Source organism: Paenibacillus sp. YIM B09110 (genome assembly GCF_037167145.1).
Taxonomy (GTDB): Bacteria; Bacillota; Bacilli; order Paenibacillales; family Paenibacillaceae; genus Pristimantibacillus.
Genome location: NZ_JBANSP010000019.1, coordinates 80,916 through 100,131, shown reverse-complemented (window position 1 = coordinate 100,131; position 19,216 = coordinate 80,916). Strand labels below are relative to the sequence as shown.

The 19,216-nt window shown below is 51.6% G+C and carries 15 protein-coding genes and 2 riboswitches; of the genes, 8 read left to right on the top strand and 7 right to left on the bottom strand.

Going from position 1 to position 19,216, the window contains the following annotated elements:
• The first annotated feature begins 103 nt into the window (after positions 1-103).
• Positions 104-823: a type 1 glutamine amidotransferase gene (locus tag V8F51_RS23395; RefSeq protein ID WP_337102914.1), complete on the top strand. Its 720-nt coding sequence runs from the start codon at positions 104-106 to the stop codon at positions 821-823.
• Positions 824-843: 20 nt separating this feature from the next.
• On the top strand, positions 844-2,103 hold the full coding sequence (locus tag V8F51_RS23390; protein ID WP_337102913.1) for an ammonium transporter: 1,260 nt from the start codon (positions 844-846) through the stop codon (positions 2,101-2,103).
• Positions 2,104-2,421: 318 nt separating this feature from the next.
• On the opposite strand, the gene V8F51_RS23385 is transcribed toward V8F51_RS23390, so the two are convergent.
• Together V8F51_RS23385 and V8F51_RS23380 are read right to left on the bottom strand one after the other, a co-directional pair.
• Complete coding sequence (locus V8F51_RS23385) at positions 2,422-3,834, bottom strand: 8-oxoguanine deaminase (RefSeq protein WP_337102912.1); 1,413 nt, start codon at positions 3,832-3,834, stop codon at positions 2,422-2,424.
• 53 nt (positions 3,835-3,887) lie between these two features.
• Positions 3,888-3,986: riboswitch (purine riboswitch) on the bottom strand.
• A gap of 381 nt (positions 3,987-4,367) precedes the next feature.
• A complete protein-coding gene (locus V8F51_RS23380) occupies positions 4,368-4,601 on the bottom strand; it encodes a helix-turn-helix transcriptional regulator (RefSeq protein WP_337102911.1) in 234 nt (77 codons plus the stop codon).
• Between the two features lie 236 nt (positions 4,602-4,837).
• Between V8F51_RS23380 and V8F51_RS23375 the strand changes: the two genes are divergently transcribed.
• Positions 4,838-6,157 (top strand): family 43 glycosylhydrolase, encoded by a 1,320-nt coding sequence (locus V8F51_RS23375; RefSeq protein WP_337102910.1) that lies wholly within the window; start codon positions 4,838-4,840, stop codon positions 6,155-6,157.
• 321 nt (positions 6,158-6,478) lie between these two features.
• Here the strand turns inward: V8F51_RS23375 and vanT are convergent, their stop codons facing one another.
• The 4 genes from vanT to V8F51_RS23355 all read right to left on the bottom strand — a co-directional run bounded on the left by vanT (position 6,479) and on the right by V8F51_RS23355 (position 11,530).
• The gene (gene vanT / locus V8F51_RS23370) at positions 6,479-8,728 is read right to left on the bottom strand and encodes a serine racemase VanT catalytic subunit (protein WP_337102909.1); all 2,250 of its coding nucleotides are present in this window, start codon (positions 8,726-8,728) and stop codon (positions 6,479-6,481) included.
• On the bottom strand, positions 8,725-9,531 hold the full coding sequence (locus V8F51_RS23365) for a D-alanyl-D-alanine carboxypeptidase family protein (protein ID WP_337102908.1): 807 nt from the start codon (positions 9,529-9,531) through the stop codon (positions 8,725-8,727). Before V8F51_RS23365 ends, vanT begins: the two co-directional genes overlap by 4 nt.
• A complete protein-coding gene (gene vanG, locus V8F51_RS23360) occupies positions 9,528-10,595 on the bottom strand; it encodes a D-alanine--D-serine ligase VanG (RefSeq protein ID WP_337102907.1) in 1,068 nt (355 codons plus the stop codon). The genes V8F51_RS23365 and vanG overlap by 4 nt, the downstream gene beginning before the upstream one ends.
• Positions 10,596-10,804: 209 nt before the next feature.
• Positions 10,805-11,530, bottom strand: coding sequence for a hypothetical protein (locus V8F51_RS23355; protein WP_337102906.1), 726 nt, complete (start codon positions 11,528-11,530; stop codon positions 10,805-10,807).
• Between the two features lie 183 nt (positions 11,531-11,713).
• On the opposite strand from V8F51_RS23355, the gene V8F51_RS23350 reads away from it, so the two are divergent.
• From V8F51_RS23350 to V8F51_RS23340, 3 genes are all read left to right on the top strand, one after another.
• Positions 11,714-12,466 carry a response regulator transcription factor gene (locus V8F51_RS23350; protein WP_337102938.1) on the top strand — a complete coding sequence of 251 codons (753 nt, stop codon included), beginning with the start codon at positions 11,714-11,716 and terminating at the stop codon, positions 12,464-12,466.
• Positions 12,466-13,902: a sensor histidine kinase gene (locus V8F51_RS23345; protein ID WP_337102905.1), complete on the top strand. Its 1,437-nt coding sequence runs from the start codon at positions 12,466-12,468 to the stop codon at positions 13,900-13,902. Before V8F51_RS23350 ends, V8F51_RS23345 begins: the two co-directional genes overlap by 1 nt.
• A gap of 199 nt (positions 13,903-14,101) precedes the next feature.
• Positions 14,102-14,298, top strand: a riboswitch (cyclic di-AMP (ydaO/yuaA leader).
• A 98-nt stretch (positions 14,299-14,396) separates the two neighbouring features.
• Entirely contained in the window at positions 14,397-16,223 is a 1,827-nt protein-coding gene (locus V8F51_RS23340; protein WP_337102904.1) for an APC family permease, read from the top strand.
• 149 nt (positions 16,224-16,372) lie between these two features.
• On the opposite strand, the gene V8F51_RS23335 is transcribed toward V8F51_RS23340, so the two are convergent.
• A complete protein-coding gene (locus V8F51_RS23335; RefSeq protein ID WP_337102903.1) occupies positions 16,373-17,668 on the bottom strand; it encodes a glycosyltransferase family 39 protein in 1,296 nt (431 codons plus the stop codon).
• Positions 17,669-17,861: 193 nt separating this feature from the next.
• On the opposite strand from V8F51_RS23335, the gene V8F51_RS23330 reads away from it, so the two are divergent.
• Both V8F51_RS23330 and V8F51_RS23325 read left to right on the top strand, forming a co-directional pair.
• Entirely contained in the window at positions 17,862-18,575 is a 714-nt protein-coding gene (locus tag V8F51_RS23330; protein WP_337102902.1) for a carbonate dehydratase, read from the top strand.
• A 78-nt stretch (positions 18,576-18,653) separates the two neighbouring features.
• Positions 18,654-19,121: a DinB family protein gene (locus tag V8F51_RS23325; RefSeq protein ID WP_337102901.1), complete on the top strand. Its 468-nt coding sequence runs from the start codon at positions 18,654-18,656 to the stop codon at positions 19,119-19,121.
• Positions 19,122-19,216 lie beyond the last annotated feature (95 nt).

Genomic DNA, 19,216 nt, shown 5'->3' with positions numbered 1-19,216 from the left:
TTTTTTTATTAATATACGGTCATAACCTTTAATAAGCCGTAAATATTAATTAAGCCGTAAGCAACTGCGCGGATCACGAACGGCGCTTACGAGGAGGGATAAATTGAATATTATCGCATTCAAGCATTTTGACTTTGATGACGAGCACGCTTTGAAAGCTTGGGCGGCGCAGCGCGGCCATACGCTACGTATGCTGACACCCTCCCATTTAACCGAGTACGAGTATCCCTCCTCTGCATCATTCGATATGCTCGTCATATTAGGAGGGCCGATGAGTGTTTATGAGGATGAACAGTATCCATGGCTGGCTATGGAGAAACGGTTCGTTCGGGAAACGATAGATGCCGGGAAGGCCGTGCTTGGCATTTGCCTCGGCGCGCAAATGCTGTCCGAGGTTCTCGGCGGCAAAGTTAGCCAGAACACGCAGAAGGAAATCGGCTGGCATGCGGTATCCCGTACGGAGGAGCAGCATCCAAGCTTTAGCCACATGCCGCAGACGTTCACCAGCTTCCAGTGGCATGGAGATACATTTACGCTTCCGGCTGGAGCAAGGCGGCTGGCGTATTCGGAAGCTTGCGGAGAGCAGGCGTTTGCCTATGGCGATCTCATCTTAGCGCTGCAGTTCCATCTGGAGACAACACCGGCATGCATCGCAACGATGCTTGATGTGTGGCACAGTGAGCTGATTGATACGCCTTATATTCAGACGGCTGAAGCGATCTTGGAACAGTCGGGAAGAAGCGAGGTTTCGCATGCGATGTTGGCCGGTATATTGGACGGCATGGCGGACATATATGAGAGCAAACGACAACTACGAATCTAGGCAGAGGGGATTGAAGCTTTATGGAACTTGGAATAAACGGAATTTGGACGATGCTTGGCGCTATATTGGTGCTGTTCATGCAATGCGGATTCATTTTGCTGGAGGCAGGCTCGACCCGGATGAAAAATGCGGGGCATATCGCGGGCAAAACAATATTTACGGTAGGTATCGTGTCCATTGTATTTTGGGCGGTAGGTTATGCTTTTATTTTCGGCTCGGAAGGGAATTCATTGCTTGGCTGGGGCGATTACTTCGGTTTCAATGTAATGGACGTGCCTGAGGGCGCAACGGTTGCTCCAATGATCATGTTCCTCTTCCAAATGGCGTTCGCGGCGATCTCGATGTCCGTCGCTTGGGGCGGGTTCGCTGAGCGGGCTAAACTATCCGTTTACTTAATATTCGCGGTGTTATTCTCGGCTCTTGTTTATCCCGTCGTTGCGCATTGGATTTGGGGCGGCGGCTGGCTTGCGGAGCATGGCAAGCAGGACTTTGCCGGTTCGACGGTCGTTCACTTAACGGGTGCAATGGCTGCGCTGGCAGCTACGCTGCTGCTTAAACCGCGTATCGGCAAATTCAACAAAAACGGCAAAGCGAATGACATGCCGGGACATAATCAAGTATTCACGACGCTTGGCGTTATGATTTTATGGATCGGCTGGTTCGGCTTTAACGCCGGCAGCTCGATCACGGCTGGCGACGGCAGCTTCTTCGGCTTTATCGCCGTCAATACGCAGCTTGGCGCTGCGGGCGGAGCGATTGCCGCGCTTATTGTAAGCTGGATATTCGTTGGCAAGTCGGATATTGGCGCGATGCTGAATGGCGCGTTGGCCGGCCTCGTTGCCATAACGGCTTCCTGCGCATTCGTAGAGCCGTGGGCTGCGATTGTGATTGGCTTGATTGCCGGTATCGTTGTCGTACTGAGCATGCGTTTCTTCGAGAAAATGGGTATCGACGATCCGATCTACGCATTGTCGGCACATGGCGCTGCGGGCGTCTGGGGCACATTGTCGAACGGCCTGTTCGCTACGCCGGAGCTGGCCGAGAAAGTAGGAGTCGGCAAAGCAGGCCTATTCTATGGCGGCGGCTTGGAGCAGCTTGGTGTACAAGCACTCGGTATTGCAGCTTGCGGAGCGTTCGCTTTCGCGGTATCGTACATCATTCTTTTCATAATGAAGAAAACGATGGGTCTGCGCGTAACGGAAGAACAAGAGATTATCGGACTGGATGTCAGTGAGCATGGTTCATACGGCTATCCGGAGCTGCTGAAAGATAAGCACTAATTCATGTTTTAATACTTCCGAGAAAAAGGGCCTCAGCCTCCACTTTACAGTGGAGCTTGGGGCCCTTCGTATGATTTGGCCAATCCGGTTCCTATATTAACCGGGATAGTCTCATGTCTCGCCGCAACCTTCGCGTTTGAGTGGATTTTGTCCTATCAAATGGCTTATTCCGGCCGAAAAGTTACTTTTGAATGGAAAACATCCAATCTAATCCACCCATGCGCCCCATTCCGCCACAAAGCGCTCGTTAGCCTGTACGAAATCCATGCAAACGGCGTATTTGATGTTATTTGGCCCATTAGCCTGTATGAAATCCAATCACCCGCGGCCGCGCTGCTTGTAATAGTTAGCGCCAGTATGCTTCGCCGCCGTTTCCAGCATGCGGAGCGCGGCTGCTTGCGCCGATACGGCGAGACGCTGCTCGTTCACATGGAAGAGTTGTCCGTCCTTCACGACGACTTTGCCGCCGACGATGGTCATATCGACATTCTGGCTAATGCCTGTGACGACAGGCAAGGCGGTATCGTCGAACAACGCTCCGGCATATTCGAGCTTGCGGGTATCGATCATGAAGAGATCGGCAGCTTTGCCGACTTCGAGCGAGCCGATGGCATCCTCCCAGCCGAGCACGCGGGAGGAGCCGACCGTCCCGAGCCATAGGCTCTCGGCGGCGCTTGGGCTTTGCTTGCCTGCGCTAAGCTTGTGCAGCAAGTAAGCCTGGCGCACCTCGCCAAGCAGATTGGATGCGTCGTTGGACGCCGATCCGTCTACGCCGAGCCCAACATGGACGCCCGCCTTCAGCATATCCGCGAGCGGGAAGATGCCCGATGCCAGTTTCATATTGCTGCTTGGGCAATGTGCGACCCCGCAGCCGCATGCGCCCATGCGGTGAATCTCGCCATCGTTGAAGTGTATGCCGTGGGCATACCAGACGTCGTTGCCGAGCCAGCCTGTTCGCTCCATATAGTCGAGAGGGCGAAGGCCCTTCGTTGCGAGGCAGAAGTTCTCTTCATCCTTTGTTTCCGCCAAATGGGTATGCATGCGCACCTTATAGCTCCGCGCCAATACGGCCGATTCCCGCAATAAATCTTCGGAAACGGAGAAAGGGGAGCAAGGCGCGACCCCGACGCGCACCATGCCGAACTTCGACGCATCGTGATAGGTCTCGATAACGCGCTGCGTATCCTTAAGGATAACTTCCATCGACTGGGTCACCTCGTCGGGCGGAAGCCCGCCCTGCGAGCGGCCAAGATTCATGGAGCCTCTCGTAGGGAAAAAACGGATGCCAAGCTCGGCAGCAGCTCTGATTTCCTCGTCGATCAGTTCGCCGGATATTCCGTTAGGGAAGCAGTAGAAGTGGTCGGAAGCCGTTGTGCAGCCGGTCTTGAGCAATTCACCGAGGCCGACCATCGCGCTCAAATAAACGTCCTCCGGGCGCATATGACGCCAAATATCATAGAGCGTTAGCAGCCAGTCGAATAGTTCGACGTCCTGCGCCCACGGAATATTGCGAGTGAACGTTTGGTATAAATGATGATGGGTATTAATAAGGCCGGGGTATACGATCTTCCCCGTCGCGTCGATGACGGTATCGGCCGTATCGTAAGGGATATCGAGACCGATTGCTTTAATTTCATGCCCGTCTGCGTACAGACTGCCGCCAGGATAGGTGTTGCGACCTTGATCCATCGTAATGATGTTGCGCGCGTTGCGGATTAATAGCGTTGCCATCGTACAAACCTCCTTTTAAATGAAAAAAATCCTAACCGCGAGCGCAATACCCAAGGAGAGGGCATTACGTTCGTAGTTAGGATTTTTACGGATCCCAGTAGAGCCCCCGAACCGATTATCGAGGTTATACGAACTGCATATGAGTGAGAGTTGAAATGAAATAGATTAATTACATAGTAATCAGCAGTAGAGTTGTTGTCAACTATTCTCACATGATTGAATATGGTTAGACTAGAGTTAGAATTTACGACGAATAAGCTGAAGAGATAACAAGGACGATATGCTGGAGATAGCCAGTACTCCGTTAATTAGCATCTTGAATATATCCGATGAGAAGTCAATGAAGGCGCTTAGAATTGAAACAATACAGATGAGCATAGTCAAAAAAGAGAATGAATAGATCGCTGATCTTCCTAATATGATTAGGCTTCTTTCATCTCCCCCCTCATGCTTATTAAATCTCAATAGTAATACCAGTTGAACGGAAGTGAAAATAAGTGCCAGAATAAGAATTAAGGTCTCAATGAACGCCATTATACCTCTTCCTCCTCAGCCTCTTCTTTATATTGAAAAACTTCGTTTACATCAACATTAAACAGTTGGGCGATCTTAAAAGCCAATATTAGCGAAGGATTGTAACGATTGGCCTCTATTGACACAATAGTTTGTCTACTGACTCCAATTCGATCAGCGACGTCTTGCTGCGACCATTTTTTAGATGCCCGCAGTATGTGAAGATTGTTATGTAACTCTCCGTGTATTTCCATATTCATCCTCCTCGAAGAGATTGTAATATATTTCATACACAATGTAAATAATTTTTTACATTTCTGAGATGTAAGGTGTTCGTATGCTCTCTATAAGAGTTACTCTACGATTGTCATGGTACGTTGATTTGTGAATCGACTATTTAATTTAAGATCGCCTCATGGCGGCGTTTGGGCCTTGCGCGTTATGCTGGAGTAAACATGTTGTTTATTCGAGCTGCAGGGAGGATCATTTAATGAGCAGTAGCTACACAGAAACGAATGTCAAGACGGTATCGTCGAACCCGATTGTTACATCGATTTTTACGGCAGATCCGTCCGCCCATGTATGGGAAGACGGCAAAGTATATATTTATGCATCCCATGACATGGATCCGGCGAGAGGCTGCGATCTGATGGACCGTTACCACGTCTTCTCCTCGGAGGATATGGTGAACTGGACGGACGAGGGCGAGATATTGCGGGCTGATGACGTTGCATGGGGACGGCCGGAAGGCGGTTTCATGTGGGCGCCTGACGCGGCTTATAAGAACGGCACCTATTACTTCTATTACCCGCATCCAAGCGGTTCCGAATGGAATCAGACGTGGAAAATGGGCGTTGCGACCAGCGACAAGCCGGCGAGCGGCTTCGTCGATCGCGGATATATCGAAGGTATGGGCGGCTTCGCCATGATTGATCCAAGCGTGCTGGTAGATGACGATGGACGCGCATATATGTACTATGGCGGCGGAAGCAGATGCGCAGGCGGAGAGCTTAACGACGATATGCTGTCGCTTAAGGACGGCATGCGCGATATGGAAGGGCTTGAGGACTTTCACGAGGCGGTATGGGTATTCAAGCGCGAAGGCCTCTATTACATGATGTACGCGGACAATCTAGATGGAAACAACTGCATGCGTTATGCGACAAGCGATAAGCCGCTTGGTCCTTGGTCGTACCGGGGAATATTCCTGGAGCCTACGGGCTGCTCGACGACTCACGGCTCCATTGCCGAGTACAAAGGCCAATGGTATCTGTTCTATCACAATCAAGAAATATCGGGCCAAGGCACGTTGCGCAGCATGTGCATCGACCGCTTGTACTTTAATGAAGACGGTACGATTCAAACGGTCGTTCAGACGAAAGGCGATATTACGCCTGTCGGTCCTGCGCCGCTGCCGAATCCGAACCGTAAGGTGTATGCTGCGGAAGCGAGCAAGCTAGGCGGCGGAGCTGCCCTGGAGCGCAATAAGCAGGGTGTAAATGTGATCTCGCAGTTGCAGGCTGAAGGCGCTTATTTCGAGTTTGGACAGGTAGACGGCGGCTCTGGCGGTCGCGCGGCCATTCATGTTCGGTATGCAACCGAGGAAAGACTGTCCAAGCTGCATCTCGCTGTTAATGGCAACGACTATTCGTTGCTTAACGCGTTGTCGACGGGCAGCGAATCGGCGTTCAGCGACGCGGTTACGATTACGGTTAAGCTGGAAGCGGGCAGTGACAATACGATACGCCTGACGGGCGGCAAAGGCGCAATTGTTGTTGAAGGCATTGCCGTCAGTCCGTTTAACGATTAACTCCCTATACCAAGAAGCTCGAGCTGCATGCGGCTCGGGCTTTTTTTTAGTAGCTTTGGGCAGGGCGTTCGGAGCTATGTTGGATAATGGCAGTAACTTTTCATCGTTTTGCTGTATTGGACGAGCTATATTGGATATTTGCAGCATAGCCGACGGCTTTGGATGTAAAAAGACGTGAAAAGGCTAAAGTTACTGCAAAAATCCAACATAGCTGCACGGAGCAGCTAATATGTCGTATCTATGATGCAGATATCCAACATAGGCAGAACAAGGGAGGGGAATGCCCGTAGACAAGCAAGCTTCCACAACAAACCGTCAACCTCAGCCCTCGTGCGTATACACGCGGGCGATTCGGCTGCCGAGGCGGCTCACGATTTCGTTGGTCAACGTTCCGCAGCGTTTCGCGAGCTGGCCGGCCGTGATCAGCTCATCGCCGTCATGCCCGATCAACGTAGCGGTGTCGCCTTGCTGAGCCTCCTCGATGCCGGTGACGTCAACGATCATCTGATCCATGCAGATGATTCCCTTGATCGGAGCCCGCTGACCGCGGATCAGCACATAACCGCCGCGTTCGGACAACTCGCGGGGGATGCCGTCCGCATAACCGATCGAGATCGTTGCGATCGTCACGTCCCGATCGGGGACATACGAATGACCGTAGCCGACGGGGCTGTACGCTTCGACAGCCTTGACCTGGGTTACCGTCGCTCTCAAGGATAAGACAGGCCGCAAGTCGATCTGCGCCAGCGGCGTGTCGTCTTCGTGGCTCATAAGCCCATATAGGGAAATGCCGGGACGAGCCGCATCATACACGCAAGACGAATAGTTCAATAGCCCGTAGCTGCTCTGAATATGAGCGATACCGGGGTCGAAGCCAGCGGCGCGAATGAGGCTCATCGCATGATCGAACCGCTGCAATTGCCGGTGCGTGAAGGTCACATGCTCCGGCTTCCGGCTGTCCGATACGGACAGATGGCTGAACGTACCAGTCACTTTAAGGCGCTTGAATTTGTAACAGGCTAGCAAGCTTTCTGTATCGTCATGCGGTACGCCGAGCCGATTCATGCCGGTATCGATCTTCACATGCACGTTCAGCGCCTTGCCGCACGCGTCCAGCTGCTGGCCGTATTCCTCGCTTACGAGCGTCTGGGTCAGCTTGTACCGTTTGAGTTCGCCCGCCCGACGAGGGGAAGTGTAACCCAATATGAGAATATCGCCTTTCACGCCATGCTTTCTTAATTCGATCGCTTCTTCGATCTCGGCGACCGCGAGCTGCCTGATACCCAGCGCATTCAAGTGCGGGGCGATACGGACGCTGCCGTGACCATAGGCATTCGCTTTCACAACGGCGATAACTGCACAAGATTCGGGAAGCACTCCTTTTAACTCGGACAAGTTATGCCGTAAGTTCGGAAAGCTGATCTCCGCCCAGGCGCGATGAACAGCATGACCGTTAACAGCTTCTTTATTGCCCCCGCGAATAAGCGGCAACCGCCCCTCCGCGTAGACCGCGAGTATCGAAGCCAAGATGGATAACAGAGCGACAGCCAAATAATGAATCAAGCTTTTCGTAACGAGCAGCTCGGTTTGCCCCGCTGCTTTTGCCCCGAACCGAACGACGACGATGATCGCAGGATGCAATATATATATCCAAGTGCTGAGCTGTCTCATATACAATCCGGCGCTTTTGCCGATTCCAAGCCAGTTTTTGCCCGTTAGCAAGCATTGGAACAGGAAGTAGACGGCGGGAGCGAGAGTCAGGTATATGCTGTCATGTCGAGGCCATTCTAGACCTCTTAAAATAATGCCTTCGGCAAACATCAAGACGATAGACACCGTAAACCAAGCGGCATTAGCCCTAAACGAAAGGGGCTTGCGCCAACCGACAGTCTGCGGATCCGTTGTCTGCCGTGACGCCGCCAAGGCGCCCAAAGCAAAGTACATAGGGGTGAAAAAGATCCCGTTGCGCGTGTAATCGAACAGAGTGAACATGCCATCGTACAACTTCAACAACGTATCATTGGTAGCCGTTAGACCGTAGTAGCTGTCGCCGAGCAGTCCGATCACATATAGACCGGCAGCCGCAATCAGCATTCCTCTCAGCGACAGACGGCTATAGAGCACATAAGTGATGTACATTCCCAAGATCGAAGCGGGCAAATACCATAGATGATAAAACGTTCCGTTAAAAATCAGATCGCTGGCCAATCCCGCCCAGCTGAATCCGGCTTCCGCCGCTGAAAAATAGCCCGCGTAGACATTAATCGGGATATAGATTATAATCGCCATTACATAAAGTTTACCTGTTCTCAATGCATATCGATGCAATGATTTCGAGTTTCGATTGCTCTCATCGCTCATCCTTTTACGAAAAAAGAAATAGCCCGAAGCGATGAAAAAGAAAGGGACGGCGAGGCGAGCCGCGATGCCGGTCAACAGAAAGTCGGCATCCGGGCTGTACGTCATAAGCGGACCGGTGTGAACAGCTATGACGAGCAAGGCGGCTACGATTTTGAACCAATCGATGTTGATTCCAGCCCCGCCCGAGCGGCTGCGCTGCGCGGTGATCAAGACGGAATCCGCTCCCGTTCATGCATGATGGTAACGATGAAACCATCCCTGTTGTTGCCCGACCATTCATATCCGGAGGCATCGCTTCTCATCGGAATTTCATTACTCCTCGAATGGCTGCCTTTCACGTAGAACACCTCTGCTGTTAGCTTCCCATCGCTCCAATGCTCGTAAGGATTCTCCGCCGTGAATAGTTTCATATACGCGAGATATTGCTCCAAGCACCAATCATGCCGCTCCATAATCAACGAATGCGGAACGCCGATATACCGATAATGCCATGGCTCGCTTGCAATGCCTGTTACCGCCTCGAAGCCTTCCTTATAGCGCTGGATGAAGCCAAAGGCGGCCGCCATGCTCTTGAAGGCAGCGAATTCGCCATGGTCGGGCAGCGAAGGGCGAATGTAATCGACCTCGCCGCTCAGCTCGCCAAGATCGACGGCAAGTCCGGTCTGATGCTCGCTTCGGTCCGGCAAAGCGACGTAGCTTGCCGTAAAGTCATAACCGTTCTCCGCCAAGGAACGGTCGTAGATTTGCTGCTGCTGTTCACGGGTGCGATAGCCGCTGACGATCCCGATGCGGTTCGATAAGCCGCTTGCCGATAACCATAGCTCCAGTTGCCGCAGGCATGTCCGTTCCAGCTGCGGATTTCGCTCCTCTGAGCTCGCTCTAAGCACCGACACGACAGGAGCAAGCTGATCGGGGTGCGGCGGCGAGTCGACCGGATGCTCTCGGTTGACGAGCAAGAGGTGTCCCGTGTGAATCAGGCTGCTGTCCAGGTTGAACATAGTCGCAGGAGTCATCGTGCGCGCTCCTTCCCGGCGATAGCTTGCTCGATAAGCCGGTCCATCAGCTGCGGATACGATACGCCGCTATGCCGCATCATGTTCGGGTAGCGGCTGGAAGCGGTGAAGCCGGGCATCGTATTGACCTCGTTGAACACGATACGGCCATCGCTCGTGACGAACATGTCCACTCTGGCGAGGCCCGAGCAGCCAAGCGTCTTGTAGATGATTTGCGCCGCGGCCCTCACTTGTTCGGCAATTGCTGCCTCCAATCGGGCAGGAAGGCGGATCTGCGAGGTGCGCAGCGAATACTTCTCGTCATAATCGAAAAACTCGCCCGCCAGCTCGATCTCGTCGATCTCGGCGATGAACGGCTCGTCTCCGCTGCCAAGCACCGCGCAGCCAACCTCGAAGCCGTCGATATTTTGTTCGATAATAACCTTGCTATCATGGGAGAATGCGTCTCGAATGCCTTGGTGCAGAGCCGCATGGTCATAAGCTTTCGTAATGCCGAACGACGAACCCGATCTGGAAGGCTTCACGTACAAAGGAAAACCAAGCTTCATCGCTTCGGCCGCTGCCGCCTCCCAATCTCCACTCTCCCATACAGTAATCGAAGCGGCTGTCTGAACTCCTGCAGCGCGAACGAGCGTACTCGCTATCGCCTTGTCCATGCTTATTGCCGATGACATCGTATCGCAGCCAACGAAAGGTATGCCTGACAGTTCCAACAGTCCTTGCACGGTTCCGTCCTCGCCATTACGTCCATGAAGAACAGGAATGACGGCATCTATAGATACAGTTCGATATTCAGTGCCAGCCAATTCAACGATTCCAGCTATAGAACGACTAGGTGATAGGAAGGCAGGGATACAGCTTGCATGGCAATGCCAGCGATCGCTCCTGATCTCATCGGTGCTTCCGTTATATCTATACCAAGTGCCTTCACGCGTAATTCCAAGCATAATGACAGCGTATTTGGAGCGGTCCAAATGGTCGATCACCGAAGCGGCCGATTGCAGCGACACCCCGTACTCCGTAGATTTTCCTCCGAACAGAACGGCTATATGTTGAATGGTCATTAATTATTTTCTCTCCTCTCGAATTCCGAGCTTGCCCTTGATTATAGGGAGCGGAATTAAATAATCCGGAAAGAAAACATTAAGAACTATTAAGATCGCTTTAATATTTTCATAAAAGTTTACAGACGCAGGTAGCAAAAATAGAAGAGGATGTCCCGCTCGTCATTGCGGGACATCCTCTTCTATTACGTATAACTCATGAGCGGTAATTACTTCGTTGCTGCCGCTTCCCACTCAGCGATTTGCACATTGTATTGCTCGAGCAAAGCGCCCAGTGCTTGCTTGATCGCCGCTGCGTCCTCGGACTGAACGGCTTTTGACAAAGCGATCTCGGCACGAATAAACGACATGTCCGCATCGTTTGCCTCCGTAACGGTAACGGCGGCTTCGTCGCTTTGGCTCACGCTAATGTTGATAAGCTCTGCATTTATCATCTTAACATCGTCCAGCTTGATTGGCTGGGCGCTCACGGCTTTCGTCAGGTCGACACTTTTCAACTGAACGCCCGAAGCGCTTGCGGAAGTCAGCGTAGACGTGCCTTCCTCGAGCTTTGTCAGATCAATGTTCTCCGTTACTTCGAAAGCAGGTACTTCTCCTTCTGCGAGAGGGAGGGCTTGGACGGCAATACCGGCGTTGTGGAATGAGATCGCCGTTCCGACATGCTTCTCGTATTGCTCCAACGCCTTCTTCCAGGCTGGTACGGTCTCCGGAGCATATTGCTCGGCAAGCTCAACGGGATTGTTGAAGCTGTACACGACGGACGAGGCTTCCAAAGTGCTTGCCTTAGTTAGCGTAGCTAGCTGCTTCGCCTCCCCTTTGATGATCGGCGTATTTCCGCTTGCGCTTGCTGCGCTCGACAGGGACGGAGCGGCAATTGCGCTTAATAATAGCGCGGACGATAGGACGGCTCTGGAAATGACTAGTTTGCGGTTCATATTTATTCACTCTCCCAATAGGTTTGTGTTACAGCTCTAAGAGTATCGGACGAGTGTGGCACAACGTTGGTGTATTTGTGGAAAAACGATGGCATGACCCCATTAGCGGGGCCTGCTTGGTATACTTGAACCATAAGAATGGATCATTAAAGGCTTGAATGGGAGGGCATGGCATTGAGCGCTTTGCTTACTAATTACCGCATCGCCGTCGTGGACGATGACCAGCATATACGCCATCTTGTTGAAATGTACTTGCGGAAGGAAGGATACGAGACGATCGGAATGGAATCCGCTGAAGAAGCTTTGGCGTTATGGCGGACGAACCCGCCCGATCTATGGGTGCTTGATATTATGCTGCCCGGCATGGACGGCTACGAGCTGTGCAGGCGCATTCGCAGCGAAGCTGAAGTGCCTATCATTATGATCTCGGCCAAGGATACGGAAGTCGATAAAATATTGGGACTAGAGCTTGGCGGCGATGACTACATGGTGAAGCCGTTCAGTCCGCGAGAGCTTGTCGCCAGAATCAATCGGCAGCTGAAGCGCTGGAACAAGCTGAATCAGGGAGAGGAAGGGATGCTTCCTGGACATGGAACGGGAACGGCAGTTGGCTCTGATCCGGCGCTGCAGGGGGCAAGACTGGAGCTAGGCGAGCTTAAGCTGCTGCCGGAGGAGAGGCGCGTATTCTGGCAGGAGACAGAAGTCGACATGACGAGCAAGGAATTCACCATGCTCAAAGTGTTCATTGAGCAACCGAACCGCGCTTTTACAAGATCCGACCTTTTGACGCTCGTATGGGGCGACGATTATTTCGGCAGCGACCGCGCCGTCGATCATTTGATTAAGCGAATTCGTAAAAAAATCGAGCATCTGCCCATTGAATCGGTATGGGGCCACGGCTATCGGATGCGCACGGACAGGGGTGTGAATGCATAATGAAGCTCGTTCATCAGATCAATATTGCTTTCGGCGCTGCTCTTGTAATCGTGTTGTCGGTGACGGCGGTATTGATCCATTTTGTGCTGCTTGATCATTTCATGGTTGCCCAGAAAGAAGATATGAAGCAGGTAAGCGCCGAAATAACGAAGTCGCTTGAGAATCATACAACGTTGACAGCCGTTACATCTCTTGATTCTGCAAAGCTGTCAGGAGAGGCAGTTACGCTGTCGCCAGTTACGGCATCGGGTATTTCGGCAATCGTAACGGATAATAACGGCAATTATGTCGATGTGAATACAGACGAGCTGATCCCGATGGCCTCGATCAATATAATCAGCTCGAATGCGATGATACTGGAGACGGCGACGGCGACACAATCGGGAGCGGTCCCAGTCGCGACGGCCAAAGCAGTCGAATCCATTAATTTGGATAAAATCTGGGACGGCAGCGACAGTCGGTATTTGGTCGACGTAACGGCTGTTCCCCAAGGCAAGCTGACGCTGTTAACCTCCGTTAGCAAGATCGAAGAAATCGAGCGTGCGCTGCTTGGACGTCTGCTGCTCGTATTCGCGATTGGCGGCGTTCTTATACTCGTCCTTAGTCATCTCATTACGAGGAAGCTTATTAAGCCGTTAATCAGGCTGAAGGAGGAGCTGACGAAAGTGAAGGGAAGGCAATTCGCCGACGTACAGCTTGTGAAAGCGAGCGGCGAGATTGGCGCAGTCGCGCGGACCGTTCATGAAATGGCCGGCGAGCTGCATCGGTTCAATCGGGCGCAGAAGCAGTTTTTCCAGAATGCTTCCCATGAACTGAAGTCGCCGTTAATGTCAATCGCGGGATATACGGAAGGTATTCGGGACGGCGTGTTCGAAGGCGAATCCGTTCGCAAAGGGTTGGACATTATATTAAGCGAGAGCGCAAGATTGAAAAACATTGTGACGGAAATGACTCTGCTCGCCAAGCTCGACAGCGAAGAAGATATTTATAAGCCGGTTGTCGTCAACGTCAAGGAGCTGCTTACGGAAACGATCGAACGCGTCAACCCTTTGCTCGTCAAAAAACAGCTGGCCCTTCATCCTTCCATCGAAGAGCATGCCGATATGCTCGTACTCGCCGACCGGGATAAGCTGCTGCAAGCGCTGCTTAATATTTCGTCCAATGCGGTTCGCTATGCGAACAAGCATATTTATATTCATGCGGCGGTTCATGGCGGACGGGTCGAATTATCGGTTTCCGATGACGGCAACGGCATTCCTGAAGAGTTGCTGCCTTACCTGTTCCATCGCTTCGTGAAAGGCAAAGACGGCGAGAGCGGGCTGGGGCTCGCGATTGCCCGCGCGATTGTCGAAAGGTGCGGCGGCAACATTATGGCAGCCAATCGAGCAGGCGGCGGTGCGGAGTTTTCGCTCGCTTTCCCCGCTGCGACCGCATGACGAATGACTATTTTTAAGTCTAAAGCGGATATTGGGGCGATTGAACGATTAAAATGCGCAAAGCAGGGACGTGCGCCGCGTCTTGCGGTCATGTATGCGCATTCATGGATTTTCTAACGCTTTTTTAACGTTTTTTGAACGAAAACGTTGGTTTACATTCCATTCCCAGAGGACTATGATCGTAATGCACTAAAATATATATTCACGATCGCTGAGTTTCCGATCTCGAAGCGGAAAGCAGGGGAACCAATTGCGACGCGCAGCATAAGCGAAAGCTTGCTACGTCGCCGGGGTGAATCCGAGAGTCGCCGTCTTCATGAGGGCGCGCTCGAGGTAGGGCGACTCTAAACGCCCGAATCCGTCAGCTAACCTTGTAAGCGTGTATGGAGAGGTGAATCAACTACGGCTCGTCTTATAGCCGCGGGGATTTCCCTGCGGCTTTTTTTGTTATGCTCTTTTTTAAGGAAAAACCATTCTTTGACGGCGGTGACAGCATGTTAGCTTCAATCAAAAGATTATTAATCGGTCGACCGCTGAAGTCGAAGGAACTTGGCGAGCAGAAGCTCGCGAAGACGAAGGCGCTCGCTATTCTGTCTTCGGACGCATTATCCTCGGTTGCTTACGGTCCGGAACAAATTCTGCTTGTGCTAATGACGATTGGCGTAGCGGCGTTCTGGTATTCTGTTCCGATTGCAATTGGCGTATTGATTTTATTGACGGCATTAATTTTATCGTATCGACAAATTATATTCGCTTATCCGCATGGCGGCGGCGCTTATGTTGTATCGAAACAAAATCTCGGCCTGTTCCCGGGGCTCATATCAGGCGGCGCGCTGCTGGTCGATTATATATTGACCGTTGCGGTAAGCGTATCGGCCGGAACCGACGCGATTACGTCGGCTTTTCCCAGCCTCCATGAATACACAGTCCTGATCGCGGTGGTCTTCGTCATCTTCATCACGATATTGAACTTGCGGGGCGTGACGGAATCGGCTTCGATTCTCTCTTATCCCGTGTACTTGTTCGTGTTGGCGCTGTTCATCATGATCGGCGTCGGTATCTACAACATCGCTACCGGTCACGTATCGCCGGAGCTGCATCCGCCGCTTGGCACGCCGGTTGCGGGTATCAGCCTGTTCTTGCTGCTGCGGGCTTTCGCATCGGGCAGCTCGGCGCTGACGGGCGTTGAGGCGATATCGAACGCGATTCCGAACTTCAAGGACCCTGCTCCGAACAATGCGGCGAAGACATTGGTTGCGATGGGGGCGCTGCTTGCGGTGTTATTTTCCGGTATCGTATGGCTCGCCTATTATTACGGAATTTCGCCAAAGGTGGAAGTGACGGTCGTATCGCAGATCGCCGAAGAGACGTTCGGACGCAACATTATGTATTATTTCATTCAAGGCACGACGGCACTTATTCTCATTCTTGCGGCTAATACGGGCTATTCGGCTTTCCCGCTGCTTGCGGTGAATTTGGCGAAGGATAAGTTCATTCCGCGCATGTTCACGGTGAGGGGCGATCGGCTCGGCTACTCGAACGGCATTATTATTTTGGGCGTACTGTCCATCATTCTCATTATTGCGTTCCACGGACAGACGGAGCATCTGATCCCGCTATATGCGGTAGGCGTGTTCATTCCGTTCACCCTGTCGCAGACGGGCATGATCGTGAAGTGGATTCGTGAGAAGCCGAAAGGCTGGGTAACGAAGCTTATTATTAATGCGACGGGAGCACTTATTAGCTTCGTTGTCACGATAATGTTCTTCCTGACGAAGTTCGAGCAAGTATGGTCGATTCTCATTTTCTTGCCGCTAATCATTTATTTGTTCATGCGGATCAAGAAGCATTATGAAGCGGTAGGGGAGCAGCTGCGCCTGGCGACCTGCGAGCCGCCAGTTGCGATAGAGGGCAACGTCATTATTTTGCCGGTGGCCGGCATTACGCATGTCGTCGAGAATTCGATCAACTACGCGAAGTCGCTGAGAGCCGAGCAGATTATTGCGGTGTACATTCCTTTCGAGCGGGAGGATGAAGCGGCGTTCGAGGAGAAGTGGGAGAAGTTTATGCCTGACGTACGGTTGGTGACGCTCCACTCGCCGTATCGAACGATCATCCATCCGCTGCTCAAGTTCGTCGATACCGTTCAGCGTAAGGCAAGCGAGTCGAATTATCAGGTGACGGTTGTTATCCCGCAGTTCATTCCGAAGAAGGGCTGGCACAATATTTTGCACAACCAGACCAGCTTCATGATTAGAGCCAATCTGCTTCATCGCAAAGACGTGATCGTAACGACCGTACCGTATCATTTGAAAAAGTAATAGGTTGGTTTAAAGGGAGAGGCTGCACCATAAGCGTACTTATGGTGCAGCTTTTCTTATCAATAACGGGGTTTTTTCCAGTTATTACTCCAAAATGGCCCTCAACCTCGAAAATAAAAGGAGTAATTCCAGTTATTTCGGTATTAAGCTTAACCGTGCAAGCTGCTTGAGCTTTTGGCACGGCTCGAGTGCAGCTGCGCTTTCGGTATGAACGCATGAATAGCAAATGCGGCATAGATAATGAAGAACGACATAAGGAAATACCCATACCTTGAAAAGGTGATGAACGGAAGCGCGGTTACGACAAAGTAAAGCGCCGTTAACCATAAGAGCGACAAATCCTTGCGTCGAACTTTCATCACTAACGTCATAATGAAGCCTAAGATTCCTATGCCGATCATAACGAAGTGCGTTGTCTTGACGAAATGCGGCTTTAGTCCGAAAATCTCTTTCCAGTAATAAGGAACTTTGAACATATCATTGACGCGGTCCGCCGTGTATTGCCAAAGGTACGCCATAGGCTGAGTTTGGAAGCCGTAATTTCGAATTTTCACGGCGAGCTCCTTCTGGAAGCGATCCGAATCTATGCGATTGGTCGCAGATGCGATCTTATCGAAGTCGTCCTTGAATTTTTCGACTGCTCCCGGCGGGTATTGCCATTCAAGCTGAGAGCCGAGCAGCGAAGGATTACCCGAAGACAACGTGAGTGGAATAAACTCATGGAAAACAATCGCGTTGCGGATCCACCACGGAGACATGCACAGTAGAACGACGCCGGATACGACAAGGGCGGGCTTAATGAGCTGCTTCACCCGGTAGCCGTGAATAAGCATGTACACCAAGAAAACGACCGGAAGCAGGGCAAAGTTAGGCCGCTCGTAAATGCCCAAGCTTAAGCTCGCGGCAGCTAATGCGAATAATGGCAAGCTGTGCCGTGTAACAGCCAGGTAGCCGGCGTACAAAAACAGCCAAAGGAAGAATTGGCCGAGCACCTCCGTAAGAATGAGGTTGGCAGCGACATAGTTCGGTATATAAAGCGCGAATAAGAGCGCTACAATAATTCCGAACCGGTCATTAAGAAGACGACGGCTAAATAAATAGAGTAGAACGATCGTGCCCGCCAAAAACAAGATTTGCACGAGACGGAAAGCTTGTATACCGCCCCAATATCCGAACAGCTTCATACAAAAGGCGAGAACGAACGGAAGACCCGGCATGATGAATACGGTAGATACGTCCGGCTCATGGTAGGTGAATATTCCATGCTGCAGAAGCGTCTCTGCACTGCGGATGTACTTTACGTCATCGTTGTTATATTCGGTGAAGCTTCCGAGATACATGTCATGGCCTTGGCTGAATGTAATGTACGTGCTTATGATGACGACGAACGATACGATTAGGACAAGTGCGTGGCAGCTAGTGAATGGCCGCCATTTGGTTAACATGGTGAAACACTACCTTTCTTGTTATAAACAATCTGCGAACTACATCGCCGCAGGATTACTTATTGTAGCATGAGTTCCTGTTATATGGAATCAGACGGTCGTATCTGCCAAATTGTTACCTCGACCAGGGGAATCCATCGTTCTTTACACATATAGTTAACTACTGCTGTTAAAGAGTAGGGGGATGACAGGTATGGGAAAAGGGTTTCGTTCGATGGTTCATTTCCTGAAGCCGGAGGGTCCGTATAATCTGTTCGTTCGGTTCATCAGTCCGAATCCGGTTACACCTACCGTACCGGTATCGCGTGTGCCTGTCATAAGCAAGGACGCGTTTATTGGTCCGTTCGTAAGCATTATCGGGGACGTTACGATTAAGGAAGGGGTGTTCGTTGCGCCGGGCGTAAGTTTACGCGCGGACGAAGGGACGCCGTTCTACATTGGCGATCGCACGAATCTGCAGGACGGCGTTATTTTACATGGGTTGAAGGATGAATACGTAACGGTCGGGGGCAGCCGCTATTCGATCTATATTGATTCGGAGGTTACGTGCGGGCATGGCGCTATCATTCACGGGCCGGCGTTGCTGGGAGCGGGAGCGTTCGTCGGTTTTCATGCGCTCGTGTTCGACGCTGAGCTGGGCAGCGGCGTATTCGTTTCGAACCACGCCGTCGTAACCGGCGGTGTCCGCGTCGCAGACAATCGGTTCGTTCCGCCGGGCGCGGTCATTGATACGCAACAGCAGGCTGATCGGCTAAGCCCTTTGCCGCTGGAGAAGCAGCAGTTCGCGAAGGAGGTTCAGCGCGTGAATCAAGCTTTTCCATCCAGCTACAGCATGCTGTTCGGAGACCGTCGCTGCTCTTGCGGACTTGCGTCGTCTTCGCGGAGAGTAACCGACTCGATAAAATAACAAACCGTATGGTAAACTGTGGATAATGTTTGGCATCTGCTCTTATACTGTTAAAATCCACCGAAAAAGAGGGGTCCTATGAGCAAAGCATTATTCTATCAGATCGAAGCCATACGCAATCTTACGATTAAGGCAGTGGAAGGGATTTCCGAAGCATTACTGGATACCGTCCCGGAAGGGTTCAACAACAATCTGAGATGGAACCTGGGGCATATTTATTTGGTGCAGGAGAAGTTTGCTTTTCATTTCTCCGGCGATACGGTGCAATTGCCGGAAAGCTTTGAACGGTTGTTCGCGAGAGGAACGAAACCTGCCGATTGGAAGGAAGAGCCTCCCGCGCTTGAGGTGTTGCTGGAGATGCTGGCCGAACAGCCGAAACGGATTCAGAGCCTATTGCAGGGGCGATTGGACGAAGCGGTTACGCCGACCTATACGACGGGATCGGGCGTGCAATTAAGCACGATCGGGGAATTCCTGACGTTCACCCTCTATCACGAAGGCATGCATCTCGGAGCGATTAAGCTGCTTAAACGTTTTGCCGGTTAACAAAGAAGGTCATCCCTTGCCCAAGCGCATAGGATGACCTTTCTTCATGATGTCGTTTGTTTGATGACGTTAAACGTCCGTGTATTTTCTGACCA

Bases quoted from the DNA above. Each gene is read 5' to 3' on its own strand.
- V8F51_RS23390 (WP_337102913.1), top strand. From the start codon at position 844: ATGGAACTTGGAATAAACGGAATTTGGACGATGCTTGGCGCTATATTG.
- V8F51_RS23385 (WP_337102912.1), bottom strand. From the start codon at position 3,834: ATGGCAACGCTATTAATCCGCAACGCGCGCAACATCATTACGATGGAT.
- V8F51_RS23380 (WP_337102911.1), bottom strand. From the start codon at position 4,601: ATGGAAATACACGGAGAGTTACATAACAATCTTCACATACTGCGGGCA.
- V8F51_RS23375 (WP_337102910.1), top strand. From the start codon at position 4,838: ATGAGCAGTAGCTACACAGAAACGAATGTCAAGACGGTATCGTCGAAC.
- V8F51_RS23365 (WP_337102908.1), bottom strand. From the start codon at position 9,531: ATGACTCCTGCGACTATGTTCAACCTGGACAGCAGCCTGATTCACACG.
- vanG (WP_337102907.1), bottom strand. From the start codon at position 10,595: ATGACCATTCAACATATAGCCGTTCTGTTCGGAGGAAAATCTACGGAG.
- V8F51_RS23355 (WP_337102906.1), bottom strand. From the start codon at position 11,530: ATGAACCGCAAACTAGTCATTTCCAGAGCCGTCCTATCGTCCGCGCTA.
- V8F51_RS23345 (WP_337102905.1), top strand. From the start codon at position 12,466: ATGAAGCTCGTTCATCAGATCAATATTGCTTTCGGCGCTGCTCTTGTA.
- V8F51_RS23340 (WP_337102904.1), top strand. From the start codon at position 14,397: ATGTTAGCTTCAATCAAAAGATTATTAATCGGTCGACCGCTGAAGTCG.
- V8F51_RS23335 (WP_337102903.1), bottom strand. From the start codon at position 17,668: ATGTTAACCAAATGGCGGCCATTCACTAGCTGCCACGCACTTGTCCTA.
- V8F51_RS23330 (WP_337102902.1), top strand. From the start codon at position 17,862: ATGGGAAAAGGGTTTCGTTCGATGGTTCATTTCCTGAAGCCGGAGGGT.
- V8F51_RS23325 (WP_337102901.1), top strand. From the start codon at position 18,654: ATGAGCAAAGCATTATTCTATCAGATCGAAGCCATACGCAATCTTACG.